Source organism: Rarobacter faecitabidus, assembly GCF_006716265.1.
GTDB classification, from domain to species: domain Bacteria; phylum Actinomycetota; class Actinomycetes; order Actinomycetales; family Cellulomonadaceae; genus Rarobacter; species Rarobacter faecitabidus.
On sequence record NZ_VFOS01000001.1, the window covers coordinates 873781 to 897077 of the forward strand.

Annotated in this window: 22 protein-coding genes and 4 tRNA genes; 17 read left to right on the forward strand and 9 right to left on the reverse strand. The window is 64.1% G+C overall.

Going from position 1 to position 23297, the window contains the following annotated elements; all coding sequences use genetic code 11:
* Window positions 1–47 precede the first annotated feature (47 nt).
* Genes idi through FB461_RS03955 form a run of 6 tightly spaced genes read left to right on the forward strand, consistent with a single transcriptional unit; the run spans window position 48 to window position 5829 of the window.
* On the forward strand, window positions 48–656 hold the full coding sequence (gene idi / locus FB461_RS03930; protein ID WP_142119152.1) for an isopentenyl-diphosphate Delta-isomerase: 609 nt from the start codon (window positions 48–50) through the stop codon (window positions 654–656).
* Window positions 653–1786, forward strand: a complete 1134-nt coding sequence (locus FB461_RS03935; RefSeq protein ID WP_142119154.1) for a polyprenyl synthetase family protein — start codon at window positions 653–655, stop codon at window positions 1784–1786. The genes idi and FB461_RS03935 overlap by 4 nt, the downstream gene beginning before the upstream one ends.
* Entirely contained in the window at window positions 1783–2694 is a 912-nt protein-coding gene (locus FB461_RS03940; RefSeq protein ID WP_211349832.1) for a phytoene/squalene synthase family protein, read from the forward strand. Before FB461_RS03935 ends, FB461_RS03940 begins: the two co-directional genes overlap by 4 nt.
* Complete coding sequence (gene crtI, locus FB461_RS03945) at window positions 2691–4295, forward strand: phytoene desaturase family protein (protein ID WP_142119156.1); 1605 nt, start codon at window positions 2691–2693, stop codon at window positions 4293–4295. The genes FB461_RS03940 and crtI overlap by 4 nt, the downstream gene beginning before the upstream one ends.
* Window positions 4295–4642 carry a lycopene cyclase domain-containing protein gene (locus FB461_RS03950; RefSeq protein WP_142119158.1) on the forward strand — a complete coding sequence of 116 codons (348 nt, stop codon included), beginning with the start codon at window positions 4295–4297 and terminating at the stop codon, window positions 4640–4642. Before crtI ends, FB461_RS03950 begins: the two co-directional genes overlap by 1 nt.
* The gene (locus tag FB461_RS03955) at window positions 4639–5829 is read left to right on the forward strand and encodes a prenyltransferase (protein ID WP_142119160.1); all 1191 of its coding nucleotides are present in this window, start codon (window positions 4639–4641) and stop codon (window positions 5827–5829) included. Before FB461_RS03950 ends, FB461_RS03955 begins: the two co-directional genes overlap by 4 nt.
* Window positions 5830–5920: 91 nt before the next feature.
* Here FB461_RS03955 and FB461_RS03960 read toward each other — a convergent pair whose 3' ends face one another.
* Genes FB461_RS03960 through FB461_RS03970 form a run of 3 tightly spaced genes read right to left on the reverse strand, consistent with a single transcriptional unit; the run spans window position 5921 to window position 7972 of the window.
* Window positions 5921–6595 carry an energy-coupling factor transporter transmembrane component T family protein gene (locus tag FB461_RS03960; protein ID WP_142119163.1) on the reverse strand — a complete coding sequence of 225 codons (675 nt, stop codon included), beginning with the start codon at window positions 6593–6595 and terminating at the stop codon, window positions 5921–5923.
* A complete protein-coding gene (locus FB461_RS03965; RefSeq protein ID WP_142119165.1) occupies window positions 6588–7352 on the reverse strand; it encodes an energy-coupling factor ABC transporter ATP-binding protein in 765 nt (254 codons plus the stop codon). The genes FB461_RS03960 and FB461_RS03965 overlap by 8 nt, the downstream gene beginning before the upstream one ends.
* Window positions 7352–7972 (reverse strand): biotin transporter BioY, encoded by a 621-nt coding sequence (locus FB461_RS03970; protein WP_142119168.1) that lies wholly within the window; start codon window positions 7970–7972, stop codon window positions 7352–7354. The genes FB461_RS03965 and FB461_RS03970 overlap by 1 nt, the downstream gene beginning before the upstream one ends.
* Before the next feature lie 114 nt (window positions 7973–8086).
* On the opposite strand from FB461_RS03970, the gene FB461_RS03975 reads away from it, so the two are divergent.
* On the forward strand, window positions 8087–9685 hold the full coding sequence (locus FB461_RS03975) for an ABC-F family ATP-binding cassette domain-containing protein (RefSeq protein ID WP_142119170.1): 1599 nt from the start codon (window positions 8087–8089) through the stop codon (window positions 9683–9685).
* Between the two features lie 38 nt (window positions 9686–9723).
* Here the strand turns inward: FB461_RS03975 and FB461_RS03980 are convergent, their stop codons facing one another.
* Window positions 9724–10122: an LbetaH domain-containing protein gene (locus tag FB461_RS03980; protein ID WP_142119172.1), complete on the reverse strand. Its 399-nt coding sequence runs from the start codon at window positions 10120–10122 to the stop codon at window positions 9724–9726.
* 150 nt (window positions 10123–10272) lie between these two features.
* Here FB461_RS03980 and FB461_RS03985 point away from each other — a divergent pair, with 150 nt between their 5' ends.
* Complete coding sequence (locus tag FB461_RS03985) at window positions 10273–13065, forward strand: cation-translocating P-type ATPase (protein ID WP_142119174.1); 2793 nt, start codon at window positions 10273–10275, stop codon at window positions 13063–13065.
* Between the two features lie 12 nt (window positions 13066–13077).
* Window positions 13078–13809, forward strand: coding sequence for a nucleoside/nucleotide kinase family protein (locus FB461_RS03990; protein ID WP_142119176.1), 732 nt, complete (start codon window positions 13078–13080; stop codon window positions 13807–13809).
* Between the two features lie 95 nt (window positions 13810–13904).
* On the opposite strand, the gene FB461_RS03995 is transcribed toward FB461_RS03990, so the two are convergent.
* The 3 genes from FB461_RS03995 to FB461_RS04005 all read right to left on the reverse strand — a co-directional run bounded on the left by FB461_RS03995 (window position 13905) and on the right by FB461_RS04005 (window position 14185).
* Window positions 13905–13979: transfer RNA gene (locus FB461_RS03995), tRNA-Val, on the reverse strand.
* A gap of 11 nt (window positions 13980–13990) precedes the next feature.
* Window positions 13991–14061, reverse strand: a tRNA-Cys gene (locus FB461_RS04000).
* Between the two features lie 51 nt (window positions 14062–14112).
* Window positions 14113–14185, reverse strand: a tRNA-Gly gene (locus FB461_RS04005).
* Window positions 14186–14317: 132 nt separating this feature from the next.
* On the opposite strand from FB461_RS04005, the gene FB461_RS04010 reads away from it, so the two are divergent.
* The 4 genes from FB461_RS04010 (at window position 14318) to FB461_RS04025 (ending at window position 17078) form a co-directional block, all read left to right on the forward strand.
* Entirely contained in the window at window positions 14318–15430 is a 1113-nt protein-coding gene (locus FB461_RS04010; protein WP_142119178.1) for a chorismate-binding protein, read from the forward strand.
* A 25-nt stretch (window positions 15431–15455) separates the two neighbouring features.
* Window positions 15456–16349: an aminotransferase class IV gene (locus FB461_RS04015; protein WP_170222602.1), complete on the forward strand. Its 894-nt coding sequence runs from the start codon at window positions 15456–15458 to the stop codon at window positions 16347–16349.
* A 52-nt stretch (window positions 16350–16401) separates the two neighbouring features.
* A tRNA-Val gene (locus FB461_RS04020) sits at window positions 16402–16473 on the forward strand.
* A gap of 179 nt (window positions 16474–16652) precedes the next feature.
* Window positions 16653–17078, forward strand: coding sequence for a hypothetical protein (locus tag FB461_RS04025; protein WP_142119182.1), 426 nt, complete (start codon window positions 16653–16655; stop codon window positions 17076–17078).
* Here FB461_RS04025 and rarD read toward each other — a convergent pair.
* A complete protein-coding gene (rarD, locus tag FB461_RS04030) occupies window positions 17075–18025 on the reverse strand; it encodes an EamA family transporter RarD (protein ID WP_246046000.1) in 951 nt (316 codons plus the stop codon). The genes FB461_RS04025 and rarD overlap by 4 nt on opposite strands.
* Before the next feature lie 249 nt (window positions 18026–18274).
* On the opposite strand from rarD, the gene FB461_RS04035 reads away from it, so the two are divergent.
* Complete coding sequence (locus tag FB461_RS04035; RefSeq protein WP_142119186.1) at window positions 18275–18625, forward strand: HesB/IscA family protein; 351 nt, start codon at window positions 18275–18277, stop codon at window positions 18623–18625.
* Window positions 18626–18639: 14 nt separating this feature from the next.
* On the opposite strand, the gene FB461_RS04040 is transcribed toward FB461_RS04035, so the two are convergent.
* Complete coding sequence (locus FB461_RS04040; RefSeq protein WP_170222603.1) at window positions 18640–19731, reverse strand: aminotransferase class V-fold PLP-dependent enzyme; 1092 nt, start codon at window positions 19729–19731, stop codon at window positions 18640–18642.
* A 277-nt stretch (window positions 19732–20008) separates the two neighbouring features.
* Between FB461_RS04040 and ctaC the strand changes: the two genes are divergently transcribed.
* Genes ctaC through FB461_RS04055 form a run of 3 tightly spaced genes read left to right on the forward strand, consistent with a single transcriptional unit; the run spans window position 20009 to window position 23096 of the window.
* Window positions 20009–20929, forward strand: coding sequence for an aa3-type cytochrome oxidase subunit II (ctaC, locus tag FB461_RS04045; RefSeq protein ID WP_342776107.1), 921 nt, complete (start codon window positions 20009–20011; stop codon window positions 20927–20929).
* Window positions 20926–22680 (forward strand): aa3-type cytochrome oxidase subunit I, encoded by a 1755-nt coding sequence (ctaD, locus tag FB461_RS04050; RefSeq protein ID WP_142119190.1) that lies wholly within the window; start codon window positions 20926–20928, stop codon window positions 22678–22680. Before ctaC ends, ctaD begins: the two co-directional genes overlap by 4 nt.
* The gene (locus tag FB461_RS04055; RefSeq protein ID WP_142119192.1) at window positions 22680–23096 is read left to right on the forward strand and encodes a cytochrome c oxidase subunit 4; all 417 of its coding nucleotides are present in this window, start codon (window positions 22680–22682) and stop codon (window positions 23094–23096) included. The genes ctaD and FB461_RS04055 overlap by 1 nt, the downstream gene beginning before the upstream one ends.
* Window positions 23097–23297: the final 201 nt, after the last annotated feature.

Genomic DNA, 23297 nt, shown 5'->3' on the forward strand with positions numbered 1-23297 from the left:
TATCTAGGTTAGCATTAATTAGGGATAGAGACTGGAGGTAGTCGTTGATGACCGCATCAAGCGCACCCCGCAGCCAAGATGAGGCGCCTGACGAGAGAGTGGTGTTGTTGGACGAGTCGGCTAGGGCTATCGGAACTGCCGACAAGCTCCTGGTTCACGATACTTGCACCCGTCTGCATCTCGCGTTCTCCTGCTACCTCTTCGATCACGACGGCAATGTTCTCGTGACTCGGCGCGCACTGTCGAAGGCAACGTGGCCTGGCACTTGGACAAACAGCTTCTGCGGACATCCGCAGCCCGGTGAGGCCATCGAAGACGCGGTGCGTCGAAGGGGCGGCCAGGAACTGGGAGTTGCCCTCGAGGATCTTCGAGTCGTGGATGCCGATTTCCGATATCGCGCATCGGACTCCAGCGGGATCGTGGAGAACGAGGTATGCCCGGTGTACCGGGCGACCGTATCTGGCGAAATCTCGGCCAACGCGCACGAGGTCATGGACTGGACATGGACACATCCGGCAGCGCTCTCCAAGGCAACGACATTGACGCCCTTCGCATTCAGCCCGTGGATGGTCTTGCAGATGCCCTCACTCATGTCGACCACAGCCACGGGCGGCGGCGGAGGCCTAGCCAACAACTTCAGATCGCCCGGAACATGAGGCAACTTGCAGGCACGCAAGCCGGGCGTGCATATCTGCGTTCCGAGGTGGAAGGCGAACTCCAGGCGATATTTTCGCGGTCCCAAGCCACGGCTGAAGCTTACGGACCGCATTTCTCACGCCTCTGGAACCTTGCTTCGCGCCGCGTGCGGGGTGGCAAGTTCGTACGCCCTCTCCTGCTCCTGGAGACCTACGACGCGCTGCGCCGCTCTGCGGATTCGATCCCCAACTCCCGCTCTACTTCTCAGCCGCGGGGCGCCCATGCGCGTTCTGAGGTCGTTCGGATCGCTGCCGCAGTCGAGGCGCTGCACTTCGCTTTCCTCTTGCACGACGATGTGATTGATGGGGATTTCTTTCGCCGCGGGCGTCCGAATCTCATTGGGGAACTCGCTGAGGCATCGCGGGATGAAGCCCGCCCCGGCGGAGCCCGTCATTGGGCTCAGACGGGCGGTATCCTCTCCGGCAATCTACTGCTCTCGTGTGCGCATCAGGTGTTCGCACGCGCTAAGTTACCCGCAGAGTTGAAGTTGCGGCTACTCGATGTTCTCGAACACACAGTCTTCGAGACGACGGCCGGAGAGTTTATAGATGTGGGCCTCAGCGACGGTGTATTCAGCGCGGACCTCGGCACAGTGCTTGAGATGACCGGGCGGAAGACGGCGAGTTATACCTTCGAGCTACCCCTGCGAGCTGCTGTCATCCTTGCCGACGGCTCGCGCGCTCTAGAGAACAAGCTAAGCGCCGCCGGATTGCATTTGGGACTCGCATACCAGCTACAGGATGACCTGAACTCGACCTTCGGAGATGCTAGCGTTCACGGCAAGGATCTCTATTCGGACCTTCGAGAGGGAAAGCAGACGGCTATCATCTGTTTTGCTCGCATGAGCGGCTCCTGGCCACTCATCGAATCGGATTTTGGCAACCCGGACATGTCCATCGAAGCGGCGAAGTACCTGAGCGACTGTCTGAGGGATTGCGGGGCCGAGGACTTTGTGCGAGGCCTGATTCGCGAACAGGTGGAAGCATTTTCGCTTGTGCTCTGCGCACCCGATTCGGAGGAGAGCGTGCCGAGAACCGTTCAAGATGTCCTGTTCGGGTTGCTTGCGCGCATCGACGGGCGGCAATCGTGAGTCGGAAACGCGTACCTTCCGCGCCGGGCACCTCGATCGCGCAGTTCACGAGGACCGCGGAAGCCGCCTCTCAGGAGGTAATCCGCACCTATTCCACCTCGTTCGGACTAGCCACCCGCCTGCTCGGAACACGGCATCGGAGTCATGTGCGAAATATTTACGCACTTGTCCGGGTCGCAGATGAAATCGTAGACGGGGTGGCGAGTCAGGCCGGTCTGAGCCTTTCCGAGCAACAGGATGCTCTCGACCGATACATGACCCAGACTCACATCGCTTTGGGCACCGGCTACAGCAGCGATCTGGTGGTCCACGCCTTCGCGCAAACAGCTCGGCAGGCGGGCATCAATGAAGACCTCACCACACCGTTCTTTGCATCCATGCGAGCCGACCTCGGAGGCGGCGGCGAAAATCACGTCGTTTTCGATCGTGCACAGCATTCCGCATATGTCTACGGCTCCGCCGAAGTCGTGGGGCTGATGTGCCTGCGGGTTTTCACGAGGGAAAGCACCCTCAATGACGCTGAGCGTCATATCCTTGAACATGGCGCCCGACGTCTGGGTGCTGCGTTCCAAAACATCAACTTCCTCCGAGACCTTGGCGATGATACAGGAAGGCTCGGTCGCAGCTACCTGGGCGCCAGCGGCGCGCTGACTGAGGAACAACTGCGCTACTGGATTGGCGAGATCCGCTCTCAACTCTCCGATGCGGCCGCAGCGATCCCTCTCCTCCCGCACGATGCCCGGGCAGCGGTGCGCAGCGCACTCGCGCTCTTCGCGAATCTCACCGAGAGGATCGCCCAGACCCCTGCCAAGGAACTCTCTGGCACGCGCATTCGCGTCCCTGACCCGATTAAGGCCGTCCTCGCGTGCTCCGCGATCTTCAAGACACTAAGAGAGAGACGACGATGACGCGAACGGTGATTATCGGGGCGGGCGTAGCCGGGCTAGCCGCCGCAGCTCTTCTCGCGCGGGAGGGGCACGACGTCGTCGTGCTAGAGAAGAACGATCGCGTGGGAGGGCGATCGGGAACCCTCATGCGAGCCGGCTTCCGCTTCGATACCGGCCCGTCCTGGTATTTGATGCCCCGGGTCTTCGACCACTTTTTCGAGATGCTGGGAACCTCGACCGAAGAACAAGTCGACCTGCGGTTCGTCCAACCCGGCTACCGTGTCTTCAGCGAGCCGCAGCCCGACGGATCACGCCGCGATCCCCTAGACATTCCCCTGGGACGGGATCAGGTTATCGAGGCCTTCTGGCGCATCGAACCGGACAGCACGTCCGCCATCCAGGCCTACCTCGACTCGGCGCGACGCACGGAAAAGATCGCTGAACGCTACTTCCTCTACAACCCATTCACCCGTCCCGCCTCACTCCTGCGCAAAGAGGTGATTGCAGGCGTTCCCGAGTTGGCGAGACTGCTGACAACCTCGCTCGAATCGTATGTGGCGAAGCGATTTTCGGATCCCGTGTTGCGACAGGTGCTGGGGTACCCCGCAGTGTTCCTGGGCACCAACCCAGCTGATGCACCGGCGATGTATCATCTCATGAGTGCTCTCGATCTAGACGAGGGCGTCCAGTACCCGATGGGGGGCTTCTGGACACTCATGGAGCGTTTCGAAGCTCTCGCGCGCGAGGCCGGGGCGCGCATAGAGACCAATGCGGAGGTGCTCGCGATCCACACCGACAGGCGGATGGGCATCCCCAGAGTTCGTCAACGACGGCAGGTCACCGGAGTCACCGTGCGTGAGGACGGTGGAGCCGAACGATACGAGGTCGCGGACATCGTCGTCTCTGGCGCCGACTTACATCACACTGAAACACGATTGGTGGCATCAAGCGACCAAAGCTACCCCGAGCGCTGGTGGTCGAGGCGTACGAGTGGTCCGGGTGCGGTCATCGCCATGCTGGGTGTGCGGGGCGAACTTCCCAACTTGCCGCATCACTCTCTCTTCTTCACGAAGGACTGGGCAGCGAACTTCGCCGCCATCTTCGGAGAGGACTCACGCGTTCCGGAACCTGCTTCGATCTACGTGTGCAAGCCAAGTGCAACAGATGCGACAGTTGCCCCCGCCGGTCATGAGAATCTGTTCGTCCTAGTCCCCGTTCCCGCCGATCCGGGTATCGGAAAGGGCAGTATCAGCGCAAAGCCGTCGGCAAGCGTGGATGCTGCGGTCGACACGGCGATCGACCAGATTGCGCTGTGGGCCGGGATACCCGATCTGCGATCGCGTATCGTTGTGCGCGAATCCCTCGGACCTGCAGATTTCGTGGACGACTATTTCTCGTGGCAGGGCGGCATGCTCGGACCAGCCCACACTCTCAGCCAGAGCGCGATGTTCCGTGCTCAGAACGCGTCGAAGAAGGTGGCAGGCCTCTACTACGCGGGTGCCACGACCGCACCCGGAGTCGGCGTTCCCATGTGCCTCATTAGTGCAGAACTGGTTCTAAAACGCATCCGGCGTGACCATAGCGCCGGGCCGCTGCCGGCGCCCGCGCGGGCGGACCGCTGATGGGGATCGTCTATCTACTGCTGCTGCTATGTGGCATCGGGTGCATGCTACTGCTAGATCGCCGTTTCCGGCTCTTCTTCTGGCATGATCCGGTGGTCGCGTTACTCGTAACCGCCTTGGGTACGGGACTCTTCGTGGTGTGGGACGTCGCCGGGATCGCCGCAGGGGTCTTCTTGCTCGGCGATAGCGGCGCGGCTACTGGCATCGTTCTCGCACCAGAGTTCCCACTGGAGGAGATCGTGTTCCTGATCTTCCTCGTGCTCTGCACGATGGTGGTCTTCACAGGCGCTGCGAAGATCCTCCACCACCGCAGAACCGAGGATGGGCAGGAAGAGGACCGTCCATGAACTATCCGCTACTGGCCCTGCTTGGCCTCGTCGTCGCTGTCGCCGGGTTCGCTGCCCTCACTGCTGTAGGTTTCCGGAGAAACCGCAGGATGTCGGGCTCGCGCTATTTCTCGGCCATAGCGATCACCACAGTCGTTCTGGTTGCATTGACAGCGGCCTTTGACAACTTCATGATCGCTGCCGAACTCTTCCACTATGCTCCGGAGAGCCTGCTCGGGATCAGCGTTGGCCGAGCACCAATAGAGGACTTTTCCTATCCGATCGCCGGCGCGCTCTTTCTGCCCGCCCTGTGGATTGCTCTGGCAGATGGGAGTAATCAGTGGCGAAAGGACTTCGCGCAGCTCTTCTTGACCTCACGGCCTATCAGTTGGATCAATACCGCGTTTCCTTTCGGAGCCGCGTACCTTCTCACCGCGCGTGAGATTGACGCAGTGCTGGTGCTGGGGGTGCTCTACTTCCTGGTCCCTTACAACGTGGCGATGTACGGCATCAACGACGTCTTCGACTATGCATCAGACCTTGCCAATCCCAGGAAGGGTGGCATAGAAGGAGCCCTCCTTCCACGTCGACTACATCGAACTACCCTGCGCGTGGCAGCGCTGACTAACATCCCGTTCCTCCTGCTACTGGCCGCGTTCGGGGGGCCTGCATCATGGACGGCACTTGCGCTCAGCGCCTTTGCCGTTGTTGCCTACTCTGCGCCCGGCCTGCGCTTTAAAGAGCGGCCGTTTCTCGATTCAGTCACATCGAGCATCCACTTCGTCAGCCCCGCTGTCATTGGCCTTCTCCTCGCCGGTGCGCACATCGACGGCTCGCTTGTTCTGCTGCTCACAGCCTTTTTCTTTTGGGGGATGGCGGCGCACGCCTTCGGCGCGGTACAAGACATTGTTCCGGATCGTGAGGCCGGTATCCGCTCGATTGCGACAGCCATCGGTGCCCGCGCGACGGTTCGCGCCGCGCTGACGCTATGGGTCACCGCAGGCCTGCTGATGCTCGGCACGGACTGGCCCGGGCCGCTCGGCGCCCTCCTTGCCCTGCCGTATGTGTTCATCTGTGCACCATTTTGGTTTGTCACCGATGAGAACTCGGGAACCACCAACCGCGCGTGGCGGCGCTTCATCGCGCTCAACTACCTCTGCGGGTTCCTGGCCACCCTCCTGCTCATCTTCGCAGCAACCCACAAATGATTCGGAGAACATTCCACGATCGTCTCCTGGTCACCGGCGAAGACATCCCCACCGACGCTCAGTTTGCGCTGCTGCGTGAGAAAACCGCGGGCTACTCGTCCTCGATTGCCCGGGCTGCGATCGCATCGCCGACGCTGAACGCGTAGCCGACCGCGCGTACCGCGAAAGGCCCGGCGAACGTGCGCGGGGATCGGCTGAGGCCACGGGCACGTGCGGCGTCGCGTACCTCGACTCCGACGGTCACCAGGACCGGAATGGTGCGCACCATGAGCCCGACGAGCAGCGATGCGCGTTCGGGGTTCACGCCGAAGCGGCGCAAGGGCTCCAGCGTGCGCACGATGGAGTCGAGCAGATGATCGGCGCGCGTTGACGCGGTGAACGCCAGCGCCAGCAGGATGGCGGCGAGGATGTCGCCGGTGACCTCGGCTGCCGCGAGTGGGCCGCGCTGCCAGGCGACGAGTAACGCCAGCGGCAGCAGCGCGAGCATTCCGCGAACGGCGCCGAACAGGACGCGCCGCCACCTGATCCCCGCTATGAGCCCCGCGCCCATGCCAACCAGCACCCCGGCAAGGGCCAACCACGGCGAAGCGATGAGGGCAAGCGAACCGCTGATGAAAGCCAGGAGAGCCAGCTTCAGCAGAACGGGCGCTCGGTGAAGGACGGAGTCGCGGGCGACGTAGGCACCCAACACTCCGCCATAGGCAGAGCGCAGAGGCCGCGACTTCTCGGCGCGGGCGCGGCGACCCGTCCGCGCAGCACTACGCATGACGGCCAGCGCTCCTGGCCCGCGCGGCGAGCTCGCGATAGCGGTCGATGGCGGCGGTAGGCGAGCCCTCGAACACTACCCGCCCACTATCGAAGACGAGAGCGTGATCCATCAGGGCGGCGAACTCCAGGTCGTGCGTCACCACGACGAGTTGCTGCTCCAGAGCAAGCAGGCGATCGATGATCTCCCCGCGCCAGCCCAGATCGAGGCGGGTCGTCGGCTCGTCGCAGACGAGGATCTGCGGCTCGGTCGCAAGGACGCCGGCCAGGGCGAGCAACTGGCGCTGCCCGCCGGAAAGCGTCTGGACCGGTTGGAACGCCGCCTCGCGCAGCCCGTACTCGCCGAGCAGATCCAGCGCTTGCTCGGTTCGCTGCTTGGCCGGCACGCCCCGGCGGCGAAGCGACAGGGAGACATCCTCGACAGCGGTCGGCAGGATGATCTGCGCATCGGGATCGGCGAACAGGAACCCGACCGAGCGCATGATCTCCTTGGTGTTCCTGCGCGTGTCCAGATCCCCGACCTTCACGGTGCCGAAGGTCGGTAGCGTCAGTCCGTTGATGAGCCGAGCCGCCGTCGTCTTGCCCGATCCGTTCGCGCCGAGCACCGCGATGCGATGGTGCGTCAGCGACGCCGTGATCGGCCCAAGGATGCGGATCGGCGCGCCGCCGTGGGAATCCTCGACATCCACGGCGGCACCGCGGAAATCAATGCCGCGGAAATCAATCCCCGGGTCGTCGTGGCGGCGCGCCGAGTCCATCAGCGGCGGGTCAACTGGGGGTATGCGCGCAGAACCATCGCGCCCACCGCGACGGCCAGAGCCGCCTTGATCGCATCGAACGGCACGAAGGCGAGGTTACCCACTAACGCCTTCGAGAATGGGATTCCCAACCGCGCCGCCATGACCGGGATTCCTACGGCATAGATGGCAAGAGTAGCCAGCACCACACCGATCGATCCGTGCACCAGAACGACACTGGGGCCACTCTTCCGCGCGAATCGCAGCCAGGCGCCGGCGATCGCCGCGGCGAGCGGGAACGACAGCAGATAGCCGACGGACGGCCCGGACAGTACGGCCAGACCCGCCTTGCCGCCGGCGAAGATCGGCAAGCCCGCCAGGCCCACCACGATGTAGAGGGCGACGGCTCCCGCGCCGCGCCACGGCCCGAGGACGATGCCCGCGAGCAGCACCGCGAAGGTCTGCAGCGTGATGGGGACGCCACTGACTGCTGGCCCTGTGAGAAGCGAGCAGACGGCGATCAGCGCCGCGAATGTGGCGATGAGTGCCAGATCGGTGGCGCGGCCCGTCGCCGACAGCCGGTGAGGGCCCGATGCTTCTGCTCCGGCCACCTGCTCGCTACCTTCCAGTTTTGTGGTCATTGACATATCCCTCCATAGTATTTCGCTACCAACGCCACCTTATCGACCGCTAGACTTGCAGGCGTTTGTGCGCACAGTACAAGTTTTGCCCTCACCACTAAAGGATTCAGCTACGTGATCAACGCGAGCCAAGTCGAACTACGAGTCGGCGCTCGTACCCTGCTGCACCCCACGAGCTTTCAGATCGCGGCGGGGGACAGGATCGGCCTGGTCGGGCGCAATGGCGCTGGCAAGACCACGTTGACCAAGACGCTGGCGGGGGACACGCAGCCCACCGCGGGCACCATTTCGAGCCGCGGCTCAGTGGGGTACCTACCGCAGGACTCGCGCCACGGTGAGTTGGCGGAACTGGCGATGTCCCGCGTCCTGTCGGCGCGTGGCCTCGACGCGATCACCGCGAAGATGCGCCAGGCCGAGGCGGATATGGCGAGCACGGACGAGGCCGTTCACGAGCGCGGCATGGAGCGCTACCCGAAACTCGAGGCCCGCTTCGTCGCGGCCGGAGGCTATGCCGCCGAATCCGAGGCGCAGCGCATCGCGGCCAACCTCGGCCTCGACGAGTCGGTCCTATCCAAGCCGATGTCGGCGCTCTCCGGCGGTCAGCGCCGTCGCGTGGATCTGGCGCGCATTTTGTTCTCGGGCGCGGAAACGCTCCTGTTGGACGAGCCCACCAACCACCTTGACCACGACTCGATCCTGTGGCTGCGTGACTATCTGAAAACGTATTCAGGGGGTCTGGTCGTGATCAGTCACGACGTGGACCTGCTTCGCGTGGTCGTGAACAAGGTCTACCACCTGGACGCGAACCGGGGAGAGATCGACCAGTACAACCTCGGGTGGGACCTGTACCTGAAGCAGCGCGAGCAGGACGAGCGCCGCCGCCGCAAGGAGCGACAGAACGCCGAGAAGAAGGCGGCGGTGCTCACCGCGCAGGGCGAGAAGATGCGGGCCAAGGCGTCCAAAGCCGTCGCCGCCCAGCAGATGCTGCGCCGCGCCGAGCAGCTTCGCTCCTCCGTGGAGGGGGAGCGGGCGCAGGACAAGGTGGCGAAACTGCGCTTCCCGAAGCCAGCGCCGTGCGGCCGCACGCCAATGACCGCGGAGCACCTGTCGAAGTCGTACGGGTCGATGGAGGTCTTCGCCGGAGTCGACCTGGCGATCGACCGCGGGTCGCGAGTCGTGATCCTCGGCCTCAACGGTGCGGGCAAGACGACGCTACTGCGCATCCTGGCGGGCGTTCAGGAACCGGACACGGGAAAGGTCGTTCCGGGGCACGGACTCAAGATCGGCTACTACGCCCAGGAGCACGAGACGCTGGACCCCGATGTGACGGTCGTCGAAAACCTGCGGCATGCCGCCCCCGACCTCACCGATACCGAGGTCCGCTCGGTGCTGGGCTCGTTTCTCTTCTCGGGCGACGACGCGGACAAGCCGACGCACGTGCTCTCGGGTGGCGAAAAGACACGCCTTGCCCTGGCCACGCTCGTCGTGTCAGCGGCGAACGTGCTGCTCCTGGACGAGCCCACAAACAACCTGGACCCGGCTTCGCGCGCCGAGATCCTGGGCGCGCTCAAGAGTTACGAGGGATCGGTCGTGATGGTCACGCACGATGTCGGCGCGGTCGATGCCCTCGATCCCGAGCGGGTCCTGCTCCTGCCCGATGGCGACGAAGACCTCTGGAACGAGGACTACCGCGACCTGGTGGCGCTCGCCTAAAGGACCGTGCCCTTTAGGACCGGGCGGGGCCAAGCAACCTACGCCGCGATGCGCCCTGACACTTTGGTACCTGCGGCCACGATGGTGTCGGCGGGAAGCTTCACACCGGCCGGGAGGATGGCCTCGGAGCCGATGCGTGCGCCGCGCCCCACGCGGGCTCGCGCGCCGATCCGGGCGCCTGCCCCGAGGTGCACGGCGATGCCCACGATCGCCTCGGGCTCCACGATCGCGCCCGATTCGATCCAGCTGTTCTCGCCTACGCGTGCCCCTGGGGCGACGACGGCGTTCTCTTCGACGTAGGCGCTCTTAGCGATCCATGCGTCGGGTGCTACCTTTGCCTTGGGTGAGACAAATCCGCCGCCGTGCGGGTGGCGCACATAGCGGACAACGCGACCGTCATCGGTTTCGAATTCTTCGCGCATGGACTTGCGGGGCATGTTTCTCCTCCGAGTAGTCGCCTTGTGCTGGGCATTGTGGTGCCAGCTCGGTCAATTGATCCGTAACCTAGAACAATAGGTGGGACGGATTGATTCCCGCTCGTCGCAGGCCGCCCATGCGGCCAGTGTGTCCAGTCGGAAGGCCCCCGCATGAATCTGCCCACAGACACGCTCACACCTGCGGATATCGGATCTGAACCCGATCCGCGCATCGCCGGTGCCTTCGCGCTGGATGTGACCGAAGTCATGGCGGCGTTGGACTCGTCCACTGCGGGACTCGCCAAGGTCGAAGCCGAACGCAGGCTGACGGCCGGCCGAAACGAGATCCCAGCCCCGAAGCCGCAGCCCGCCTGGCGGCTGTTCCTCAAGCACTTCGACGACGTACTGATCTACATCCTGCTCGCGGCCGGAGTCCTCAAGGCGATCATGGGCGACTGGGTGGATGCCTCGGTCGTCCTCGCCGTGGCCATCATCAATGCCATCATCGGGTTCGTCCAAGAAGGTAAGGCCGCATCGGCGCTCGACGCGATCCGCGGAATGATGACCGTGGGCGCGCAGGTGCAGCGCGACGGCCAGTGGGAATCCATCGATGCGGCTGAACTCGTCCCCGGTGACATCGTGCGCGTCGGGGCGGGCGATCGCGTTCCGGCCGACATTAGGCTCGTGGACGAGGCCAATCTTCGCGTCGATGAAGCGGCGCTCACGGGGGAATCGGTTGCCGCCGAGAAGTCATCTGACCCGGTCGACGCTGACGCGGGGGTGGGCGATCGCGACTCGATGATCTTCTCCGGCACGATCGTCGCGGCTGGACAAGGTGTCGGGGTGGTGACGGAGACGGGTGCGAGCACCCAGATCGGCCGCATCCAGTCTATGGTCGCGCAGGCCGGCGGAGAGTCGCTCGAAACCCCGCTGGGCCGCCAGCTCGCCGCGTTCGGCAAGCTGCTGTCGATCATCATCCTGATCGTCGCCGCCGTCCAGCTGATCGTGGGGCGACTGGTCCATGACTTTCCCCGCGAGGACCTGATCTCCGCGGCCATCGGCTTCGCGGTGGCGGCGATTCCCGAGGGCCTGCCGGCGCTCGTCACCATCACCCTCGCGCTCGGCGTGCAGCAGATGGCGCGCCGCAAGGCGATCACGCGCAACCTGCCATCGGTCGAGACGCTCGGCGCCGTCACGACGATCTGCTCCGACAAGACGGGAACGCTCACCAAGAACGAGATGACGGTCCGCGCCATCGAGGTCGCGGGCGCGAGCTACGACGTGAGCGGAACCGGGTACGACCCGGCCGGGGCCATCACCATAGACGGGGCCGAGGCCGTGGGCGATCAGCTCACCGAGGCGATCGCCACGTTCGCGCTCTGCAACGACGCGATCGTCCGCGAAGTCGCCGTGGACGGCGGACAGCCGCGCTGGACCCTGATAGGCGAGCCGACCGAGGGCGCCGTCGCCGCGCTCGCGCTGAAGGCGGGCATTGACCTCGCCGGCGAGCGCGTCGCGACGTTCCCGTTCTCCTCCGAGCATAAGTACATGGCGGTCATCGTCCGCGATGCCCCTGTCCTTACGCCATCCGGGAACGGGGCCCGGCTGCTCGTCAAGGGCGCGCCGGACCGAGTGCTGGACCGCTGCGTCACGCAACGCGGGGCAGGCGGCGCCGCGGAACCGCTCGATGCCGAGCGCTGGACGGCGGTCATCGACCACCTCAGCGGCCAGGGCCTTCGCGTCCTCGCCGCTGCCAGCCGACCGGCCGATCAGGGGGAGGACGAGGTCTCCGCCGACACGATCGGAACCGAGCTCACGCTGATCGGCATCATCGGGATCGTGGACCCCCCGCGTCCGGAAGCAATAGCGGCGATCAAGACGTGCCACGAGGCGGGAATCGCCGTCAAGATGATCACCGGCGACCACGTCGGTACGGCCCGCGCGATCGCCGAGGAGATGGGGATCGTCGGCAGCGACGACGCCGTGCAGGTCCTCACGGGGGCCGAGCTCGAGGCGATGCCCCAGGGCCGGCTGGAGAAACTTGCACCGCAGGTCGACGTGTATGCCCGAACCAGTCCCGAGCACAAGATCCGCATCGTGCGAGCACTGCAGGCCGGTGGTCAGGTCGTCTCGATGACGGGTGACGGCGTCAACGATGCCCCAGCGCTCACGCGCGCAGATGTCGGTGTCGCCATGGGAATCAAGGGCACCGAGGCCACCAAGGAGGCCGCGGATATTGTCCTCGCGGACGACAATTTCGCGACCATCGAAGGTGCCGTCGAGGAAGGCCGGCGGATCTACGACAACATCCTGAAGTCGGTTCTGTTCCTTCTTCCGACCAATGGCGCACAGGCACTCGTGATGCTCATCGCCGTGCTGATGGGCTGGGCGCTGCCCCTCGATCCCGTCCAGATCCTGTGGGTGAACATGGTCACCGCCGTGACGCTCTCGCTCACGCTCGCGTACGAGCCAGCCGAGGATGGCATCATGGCTCGCCCGCCCCGCAAGGTCGGGGGATCGCTGGTCGATGGCCGGGCCATGCGCCAGATCGCCTTCGTGTCGGTTCTGATTGGAGCCGCCACGCTGGCCGCGTTCAAGCTCGCGACCGATGCCGGCCTGGACAACGCCGTGGCCCAGACCGTCGCCGTCAACACGCTGACGTTCGGCCAGGTCGCCTACCTGTTCAACTGCCGATACCGCTACGCCAGCTCGATCAGGCTGTCGGTGTTCGAGGGCAACCGGGTGCTGTGGATCTCACTTGGGGCACTCATAGCGCTGCAGTTGGTCTTCATCTACTTCCCGCCGATGCACACCCTCTTCCACTCGTCCGCCCTCGGCGTGCGCGGCTGGGTCTCGCCGCTCATCGCGGCTATAGGCATCTTCCTCGCAGTAGAGGTGTGGAAGGCGCTCGGCCGCTTGACGCAGCGCCGAAGCATCGCGTCGCGCGCTACGGCAGGCTCATGACAGGGGAGTGAATTGACGGAACTCGAATCTGCCGCCCCGGAATTCGCCAGGATTGTCGCCTCCGTCCACGCGGCGGCGCGTCACCGTTCGACCCGTGGCGGCCGCGATCCGGCCACGCCAGTGCTCGTCGCGCTCGTCGGCGCCCCGGGCGCCGGGAAGTCTTACGTGAGCGCGGCGCTGGGTGAGTGCCTGCAGCAGTTCGCGGAACTCGGCGAGACCGCCTGCATGGCGATGGACGGGTACCACCTGTCGAACAGTGCGCTCGATTCCCTCGGCCTGCGTTCCAAGAAGGGCGCCCCCGAAACGTTCGATCCCGCCGGCCTGGCGTCGCTGCTCCGCCGCGTACGATCCGGGGAACCGGGCACCATCTACGCTCCGGATTACGATCGTGACCTGCACGAGCCGGTAGCGGCCCGGTTCGCGATTCCGCCGGGCAGCGGAATTGTCCTCGTCGAGGGAAACTACCTCCTGCTGGACGGCGGTCGATGGGCGGAGGTTACGCGGGCTTTCGACGTCTCGATCTTCCTCGATGTGCCCGGGGAGTTGCGCCGTGCCCGGCTTCAGGCGCGGCACGTGTCCTTCGGCCGCACTCCGCAGCAGGCCGCCGATTGGGTTGAGTCCGTAGACGAGCCAAATGCCCTGCTCATCGAGGCGAGCGCGGTTCGCGCGACGGTCCGGGTCGACGCGGAGGCGCTGGCCGGCGAGTTGCGGCATCTGAGGTGCGCAGGCGACAAAACGGCCTAGAGTAAGGTCGCCACAGACCAGGATGACCAAGTCGCCGCGCGACGCGAAAGGCGCTTCCTCCTGATCGGAGGAAGCGCCTTTCGGAGCAAACTTGCTGGTGGGCGATACTGGGATCGAACCAGTGACCCCTTCCGTGTCAGGGAAGTGCGCTACCGCTGCGCCAATCGCCCAAGGTCGTGCGAGGTGGAGACGGGATTCGAACCCGTGTATACGGCTTTGCAGGCCGCTGCCTCGCCTCTCGGCCACTCCACCGTGAGACCCTCGCTGGCCAGCGCAGGCGCAAGCCAAGGGAGTGTGCCACCGAGCGGACGACGGGATTCGAACCCGCGACCCTCACCTTGGCAAGGTGATGCTCTACCAACTGAGCCACGTCCGCATGCGTTCCGGTCGATCGTTCCCGATCTCGCGGCGCCTTGGATACTCTAGCGGATGTTTCGGGCAGTAGTCCAATTGGCCCTTCAAGGGGTGTCCGCACCCTGGAAATATCAACGAAAGGTAACCTTGGAACGTGCCTGATCAGCCTCATTACGACGCGGGATACGCCGTCTGTGACGGCGAGCGCCTGTGCTGCGTGGTGCGTAGCGAGGACGTCGGCGCGCACCCTGAACTACTGGCGCACGGCACCTGGTTCGTGGTTGCCACGTTCGAGGGTCGGATCACGGGATGGCAGTTCGCCCACAGTGCGCCGGACGATGGCCAATCCGCTCCCCGCGAGCGCCATGCGGCCAACTGGCGAGGCCCAACCGCGGCGACGTGGCAATCGTCCATGTCGCGGGAACGGTACCGGCATGCGGTCGAGCAGGTGCGTGCCCGCATTCGGGTGGGGGAGGTCTATCAGGCAAACATCTGCCGAATACTGAGCGCGCCGCTGGGAACCGATAGTGAGCCGAATGCGGCTGCTCTGGCGGAGATCCTGGCAGGCGGCAACCCGGCCCCGTTCGCTAGCCATATTCACGTTCCCGCTGGATTGACCGGCGTTGATGGTGATTCGATCGCGCCCATTTGGGTTGTCTCGGCTTCGCCTGAGCTATACCTGAGCGTCTCTGATGGCGAGATTCGTTCCATGCCCATCAAGGGCACTGCAGCCGATGCGAGCGGGCTGAGCGAGAAGGATCGCGCCGAGAACGTCATGATCACGGACCTGGTGCGCAACGACCTGCAGCGCGTGAGCGTGCCCGGTTCCATAGCCGTCGAACCGATCCTCGACATCGAACAGCACCCGGGGCTGGTGCACCTCGTATCCACCGTTCGCGGGACTCTGGCCCGGGCCGAGCCGGACTGGGCCAGCATCTTCGCCGCGACCTTTCCGCCCGGATCGGTGTCGGGTGCCCCCAAGGAAGCGGCCCTTACGATCATCCGGAAGTTGGAATCCGCGCAGCGCGGCCCCTACTGTGGCGGCCTTGGGATCGTGCGGAGTCATCCCGGGCGAAGTGTGCTGGCCGTCGGAATACGTTCCTTCTGGTGGGAACCGGGGGAGGAAGCGGGAACGCTTAGGTTTGGAACGGGCGCCGGCATCACGTATGACTCCGATCCGGAGTCGGAATGGCAGGAAACCGAACTGAAGGCCGCGCGGCTCGTGGCGCTCGCCTCTGCCCACGGCGACCAGGAGGCGGCGTCGTGAATGCCATAGCGGGAGAGGAATGCCCATGGTTGATCGAGTGATGTACGCAACCTGGATCGACGGTGTAGTCCAAATGGGCCCGGCCTCGGTCAGCACGGCTGACCATGCATTCCTGCTGGGCGACGGCGTGTTCGAAACGTTCCTCTGGCGCGGTGGCCGCGTGGTGGGGTTCGATGACCATCTCGAAAGATTGATGGAGTCGCTCGAACGGCTCGGGATCCTTGTCCCACCGAATGGTGAACTCGAACGATCCGTTGCTGAGGTGGCGATCTACCTAGCGGATCGACTGGACCCGTCGCATCCGCTCAGAGTCCGGATCACCGTATCGTCCGGCGACGGACCTAGCGGTCTGGCGCGGGGAGGGCGACCGGTGCTCTGTGTCAGTGCCATGCCGCTGCCTAGAGGTTCCGGCGATCCGGTCAGGGCGAGCATCGCCCCGTGGCCGCGCAATGAGTGGGGCGCATTGGCCGGAATCAAGTCCGTGTCCAAGGGCGAGGACATTATTGCCGCCCGCGAGGTTCGCGGCAGTGGTGCGAATGAGGCGATCTGGCTCAACACCAGGGGAGACCTGTGCGAAACGGCAACGGCCAACGTGTATGTGGTGCAGGCCGATCGCATAGTCACCCCGAATCTGGCATCCGGCTGCCTTCCCGGAATCGCCCGCAAGCTGTTGCTACAACATGCTCCCGCGTCGAAAATTCCGTTGGTCGAGGAGCGCGTTCCCGGTGACATCCTCGATCGCGTGCGGTCCGGAACCGCCGGACTGCTCCTCAGCAGCGCGGTGCGTGGCGTCGTGCAAGTCGACGAACTGGACGGAGTTGTACTGAGCCGCTTGCCGCTGGGGAAAAGGCTGCAAGAACTGTGGCAGCAAATTGTGGGCGATCATTCGCGCGTCGTGGCCCTCCGCGCGCGGGATTAGCGTTCGGCGTGGTGAACGGCTACGATGTTGCACCGTTGCACAACAACGATTGGGGCGATTGGCGCAGTGGTAGCGCGCTTCGTTCACACCGAAGAGGTCACTGGTTCGAACCCAGTATCGCCCACCCTCAATTCAATGCTTGCACCCCCTGCTACCTCAGGGGGTGCTTTTTCTATGGACAGTGGACAAGCCTCAGTAGTTGATTACCAAAATTCCCCAGGGACCCTTCCGGAACGCGCAACTTGCAGGCATGCTTTGTCAGAGGGCAGGTTTACGGTCGTCGCAACGGCGGAAGGAGCCCTGATGGAAGACGAAGTGCGGGTCAGAGGAATCGATTTTCACCTCGATGAAGAGACGGACCAACCCTCAGGTAGCCACCTGGGACCGACGGATTTCACGGCATTCGTGGATGAGTCCGGTTCTGGCTGGACGGTCACAGGGCTATCGCCCAATGGGGACGTCGTAACGTACAGAATTGTCGTGATGCCGGAGGCTGTGGGTCGCCAGCGAACACAGGCCGCGTGCTACGTCGATGACGAGATCGCCGACCCCATCCACCCGCACGGGGGAGCTAGTACCTCGGTGTGCCAGTGGTATCAGTGGATACGGGCTCAGGACGCCGCGGGCAACGCAGCAACCTGGGAACGCGCAGGCGTCCACCAGGGCGGCGAGGTGCCGCGCAACCAGTCGACCGGCGAGACCGAGATACGAGAAGGCGGAGCCGACTAAGTCTTCCCTGTTCGGACTGCCTCCGGCTGAGCGCGGAGCGATCGGTAGAGGTCAATGGTGAGGACGATGAGCGCCAGCCATACGATGGCCGTGCCGATCCAGCGCGCGGTGGCCATCGGCTCGTGGAAAACTAGGACGCCGATGAGCAACTGCATAACCGGCGTGATGTATTGCAATAGCCCCATCACGCTGAGCGGCAACCCGCGGGCGGCCCACGCGAAGCAGTACAGCGGCAACACCGTCAGTGGTCCGGACCCGATCAGCAGCAGCAGATGGGCCCACACGGCGACGTCATTGCCGGAGCTGTAGTCCTGCCACGATGCCGCACCGTGGGCCACTAGCCAGCCGTAGTAGACCAGGAGTACGGGCGTAATGACCGCGGTTTCGATAGCCATGCCCGACAACGGCGCCACGCGTGAAGCGACATCCTTCTTCGCCAGGGAGTAGAGCCCGAACGACAGCGCAAGCACGAGCGAAACCCACGGCAAGCGGCCCATGCCGATGACGAGCACGACTATCGCGACGAGGCCGAGTGCCACGGCGCACGCGCGTAGCCTCGTGAGGCGCTCGCCCAGGACGACTCGTCCCAGGGCCACCGTCACGAGCGGATTGATGAAATACCCGAGAGCCGCATCGACCGTATGGCCGGATTGCACCGCGTACACGTACACGGTCCAGTTCACGGCTATGAGTCCGCCAGCGATCGCAAGGCGCCACACGGCACTGCGATCGCGCACCGTCGCCTTGAAAGCTCGCCATTGCTTCAGCAGGAGGATCGCGGCGATGCACGTCAACATTCCCCACCACGCGCGGTGCACGATGACCTCGAATGCGCCAGCTGGATTCAGCAGATGAAAATACAGCGGGAACACGCCCCACAGCACGTAACTGCCTGCACCCGCTAGCAAAGCCGACGAATTGGAGGTCGAGACTTGAGGACTGGGCACAATGCGAACGTAGCAGGGCCACATTTCTCGCGTGTGTCGGCGGGACGGCGCCTCGTGGACGATTTCACCAGCGGCCGTTCCAACCGCGGGCGACGGTGGGCGTAGTGTGGAATGCATCACGTAGCGCCGCGGGAATAGCCTTCCGGGAATCAGCGTTGGCACACTTGTAGATGGAAGGTCGCCGGTTCGCGCAATGCGAAGGCGGCGGCAGCAGGCACAACAGTGCCGAGTGAACCTATGGAGCACATGATGAGCGAGACCACAGACATTGCAACGCATGGCGTTGTCCTCACGGACGCCGCGGCGGACAAGATCCGCACGCTGCTCGAGCAGGAGGGTCGCGACGACCTGCGCCTGCGCCTCGCCGTGCAACCGGGCGGTTGCTCCGGCCTGATTTACCAGCTCTACTTCGACGAGCGGATCCTCGATGGCGACGCGCTGAAGGACTACGACGGGGTCGAGGTCGTCGTCGACAAGATGTCCGTGCCCTATCTCGAAGGCGCGACCGTCGACTTCGCCGACTCGATCGAGCGCCAGGGCTTCACCATTGACAACCCCAACGCCGGTGAGAGTTGCGCCTGTGGCGGATCGTTCGCCTGAGTCAGGTCAACGCCCTACAGATCGATCATGATCCCGCGGAGTGCGCTGACGAGTGCGCTCGCGTCGTCCATGCTCGATGCATGATCGATGGTGATCCGCAGGTGGCCGTCGAACGTGGCACCCATCGCGCGCAGCACATGATTCGGCTCGATAGTGCTGGATGAACACGCCGAACCGGTTCCCACCGCCACGCCGCGTTCGAGAAGCGCTCGTGCCGCGGCCTCGCCGTCGATGTGGGTCAGGGAAACTGCCACAATCGTCGCGACGCGCTCGGTTGCGCCCTGGGCCAGGATGGCGACGCCCGGTATTGACGGCAATCGGTCACGTAGATAGTCGCTGATCTCCAGAGCCCGGGAGCGCTCGTCCTCGGCACTGCTCAGGAATTCCTCCAGCGCTACGGCCGCGGTATACGCCCACATGGGGGAGACGCCCCCGGGGAACCACGCGTCGGCATCCTCCGGCCAGGAGGGGCGGAGCCTCACACGAGACCGCGTAACCACGAATCCGATGTCGAAACCGCAGCCCCACTCGGAGCCGTCCAGGACGAGAGCGTCCCAGTCGTCGGGTAGGGGGGTTCGCCCCAAGCCCACCGACGCGTCTAGGAGCACGGGCACTTGCACGTCATGGCTCGCAGAAAGGACGGCAGCCGCGGGCTGGACGGTGCCGAGTTCCACGTTCGCTAGTTCCGCCGTCACGACACCGGTGGTTTCCTCGGCAAGCAATCCGCGTAGAGCCTCCACGTCTATGACGCCATCCGAGTCGACGCGAACTTCCGTACGCTGACCGAAGTGATCGGCGGCGTGCAGCACGGTCGTTCGAGAACTGGCGGACGCGAGGACTCGAGGTGAGAACCGTCCCGCGCGTGCGGCAACCATTGCGCTGAGCCCCGTGTGAATCGCCTGCGTAAGCGATGACGTGACGATGACATCCTCGCGACGCGCGTTCGTCGCGCGGGCGACCGCCTCGCGCGCCGCCTCCAGCGCGCGCGCCCCGGCCCGGCCAGAATCGCGGTGCGGATTTCCCCACGCGCTGGCCATGGCGCGTTGCAACGCCACGCGGGCGACCTCACGTGGACGAGCGGCGCCGGCGGCATCGAGAAAGTGCATGCTTCGAAGGTATCGCGCATGACTATCGGAAACTAACTGACAGTCAACATCGATGTGTAGTGAACATGTCGGATTCATCCGTATCGACGGTCATCTGCGGCAATACGCCCGAGTGTTTGGCCTCTCGCAGGGCTCCGCGCGCGATAGGCTCTACTTTGAAGAGGACGAAGGTCCCGCGTCGTCAGGCTTGTCATGAAGACGATGACGCGGCCCCATAAAGTGAAAGGCCCATCCCTTGCACGCGCAGACAGCTTCCCCCCGGCGTTGGCGCAGGCCGATGAGCATGTTGGTGCTCGCAGTCTGCCTGGTCGCCCTAGCGGGGTGTACTCCGCTGGAGAAACGTGGCTACCTTCCCGGCTTCGAAGACGGGCACGTCACGAACCAGACGGAGCGCATCACTCACCTCTGGGTCGGATCCTGGATCTCGGCGCTGATCGTCGGCATCATCACCTGGGGCCTGATGATCTGGTGCGTCATCGCGTATCGCAAGCGCAAGGGTGACAACAAGTTGCCGACGCAGACCCGCTACCATGTTCCGCTCGAGATGATGTACGTGATCGTGCCGCTCGTCATGATCGGCGGCCTCTACTACTTCACGGTTCGGGACCAGATGGAGGTCCGCGACATATCCGCGGATGCTGACCTCACCGTCGAGGTCATCGGCAAGCAATGGAGCTGGGACTTCAACTATCTCGAGGACGCGCCGCGCGCCGCGGCGAGCCTCGATGCCGACGACCAAGTCACGGGCGACTTCTACGTATCGGGGATCCAGGCGCAGAGCGTGGGAACGTTGAACGATCCGTTGCACGACTCCGCGGGAGAGGTCATCCCGGGCACGGACGAGAGTCTGCCGACCCTTGTGCTTCCCGTCGACAAAGTCGTCCAGTTCAACATTTACTCGCGCGATGTCATTCACTCCTTCTGGATACCCGCGTTCCTCGACAAGATGGACATGGTCCCGGGCCGGGCGAACACCTGGCAGGTCACGCCGACTCGAGTCGGCACCTACGCCGGAAAGTGCGCTGAGCTCTGCGGCGAGTACCACTCAGGCATGCTGTTCAACGTGAAGGTCGTAACTCAGGACGAGTTCGATGCGTGGGCCGCCGAGCAACGCGAGGACCACAGCGGCCGTCTCGGCCTAGACCTGAACCGCCTGCAGGATGGCGGGCAGACTACCCGTACGAAGGAGCACTCATGAGCGCGGCAGCAGGTGCGCAAAGCGTCCCGGGCCTGAGCCCTAGGCGTCAGACGCTCGGCAGGACTGTCGTCAAGTGGATCACCTCCACTGACCACAAGACGATCGGGTACCTGTACCTGATCACGTCGTTCATCTTCTTCTGCATCGGCGGCGTGATGGCCCTCGTCATCCGCGCCGAGTTGTTCGAGCCGGGCCTGCAGTTCGTGCAGAGTGCCGAGCAGTACAACCAGTTGTTCACCATGCACGGCACGATCATGCTGCTGCTGTTCGCAACGCCATTGTTCGCCGGTTTCGCCAACGTGCTCATGCCACTGCAGATCGGTGCGCCCGACGTCGCGTTCCCGCGACTCAACATGTTCGCCTACTGGCTGTACCTGTTCGGCGGACTCATCGCCTCGGCGGGTTTCTTCACTCGCGACGGCGCGGCATCGTTCGGCTGGTTCGCGTACGCGCCGCTGTCGAGTTCGACATTCAGCCCCGGCCTTGGCGGAAACCTGTGGGTATTCGGCCTGGCACTAGGTGGCTTCGGAACGATTCTGGGTGCGGTGAACTTCATCACCACGATCCTGACGATGCGTGCTCCGGGAATGACCATGTTCCGGATGCCCATCTTCACCTGGAACACCCTCATCACCTCGATGCTCGTCCTGATGGCCTTCCCGCCGCTGGCCGCGGCGCTGTTCGCCCTCGGGGCCGATCGCGTACTCGGCGCGCAGGTGTTCAATCCGGAGAACGGAGGGGCAATCCTCTGGCAGCACCTCTTCTGGTTCTTCGGGCACCCTGAGGTCTACATCCTGGCGCTGCCATTCTTCGGCGTGGTTTCGGAGATCTTCCCGGTGTTCAGCCGCAAGCCGATCTTCGGCTACAAGGGTCTCGTCTACGCCACGATCTCGATCGCAGCGCTCTCCGTAACGGTTTGGGCGCACCACATGTACGTCACCGGCGCCGTGCTACTGCCGTTCTTCGCGTTCATGACGATGCTGATCGCGGTTCCCACCGGCGTGAAGTTCTACAACTGGATCGGAACGATGTGGCGAGGGAAGATTTCCTTCAAGACGCCCATGGTTTGGTCCATCGGATTCCTCGTCACGTTCCTCTTCGGTGGCCTGACGGGCATCATCCTGTCTAGCCCGGTGCTCGACTTCCACATCTCGGACAGCTACTTTGTCGTCGCCCACTTCCACTACGTGATCTTCGGTACCGTCACGTTCGCGATGTTCGCCGGCTTCTACTTCTGGTGGCCCAAGTTCACCGGCCGCATGCTGAACGAGAAGTTGGGACACATCCACTTCTGGCTCACCTTCGTCGGCTTCCACATGACGTTCTTGATCCAGCATTGGCTCGGAGTCATGGGAATGCCTCGACGCTATGCCGACTATCTGCAAGCGGATGGTTTCACGACCTTCAACCAGATCTCTACGGTGGGATCCATCATTCTCGGGATCTCGGTGCTGCCCTTCCTTTGGAATGTCTACATCACATGGCGCAAAGCTCCGCTGGTCGGCGTCGACGATCCGTGGGGATTCGGCGCATCGCTCGAATGGGCGACGTCGTGCCCTCCACCGCGACACAACTTCAACGCCATCCCGCGCATCCGTTCGGAGCGCCCGGCCCTCGACGCGCACTATCCGAACCTTGCCGCTCTTGACGAAACGGTCAAGAAGGAAAGCCCTCTGGCTCACCTCGTCGGACAGGCGGACCTGCGTGACAGCGGTCCCAACGACAAGCCCATGGAAGGAGATAACGCCTGATGAAGGCTGAAACTCGCCTCTTTGAATGGACTGGCTACTTCTTCGCGCTGTCTGCCCTCGCATATGGCTTCTCCACGTGGAAATGGGGTCACGGCGGGCTCGAACCCGTAGGCACGGCGGCACTGGTTCTCGTCGCCGGCCTGTCGCTGATGATCGGCGTGTACCTGCGCCTCACGGCACGCCGCATCGACCCACGACCCGAGGACGATCCAGCCGGCCAGATCAGCGACCTTCCCGGCGACCAGGGCGCCTTCGCCCCGTGGAGCTGGTGGCCCCTCGCGCTGGCGGGCTCTGCGGCACTCTGCTTCCTCGGCCTTGCTGTTGGCTGGTGGGTGTTCATCATCGGCGCCCTGATCGGCGTCGTGGCGCTTGTGGGATGGGTCTTCGAGTTCTCCCGCGGGCAGCACTCGCACTGACCGCTGCGAACCAGCCATCTGATCGGCCGCCGAACCTCGCATCACGAAGATTCTGCACCGCTCGACCAGGCTTCATTTCGCCAACGAGAACCGCCCGGCCTCTTTCATGGCCGGGCGGTTCCTTGCATCCGGAATCGATGTCCGGTGGCCACGAGCAGGGGTTGAAGAGATCACGAACCTCTGCGCCGCACGCCGTTCCCG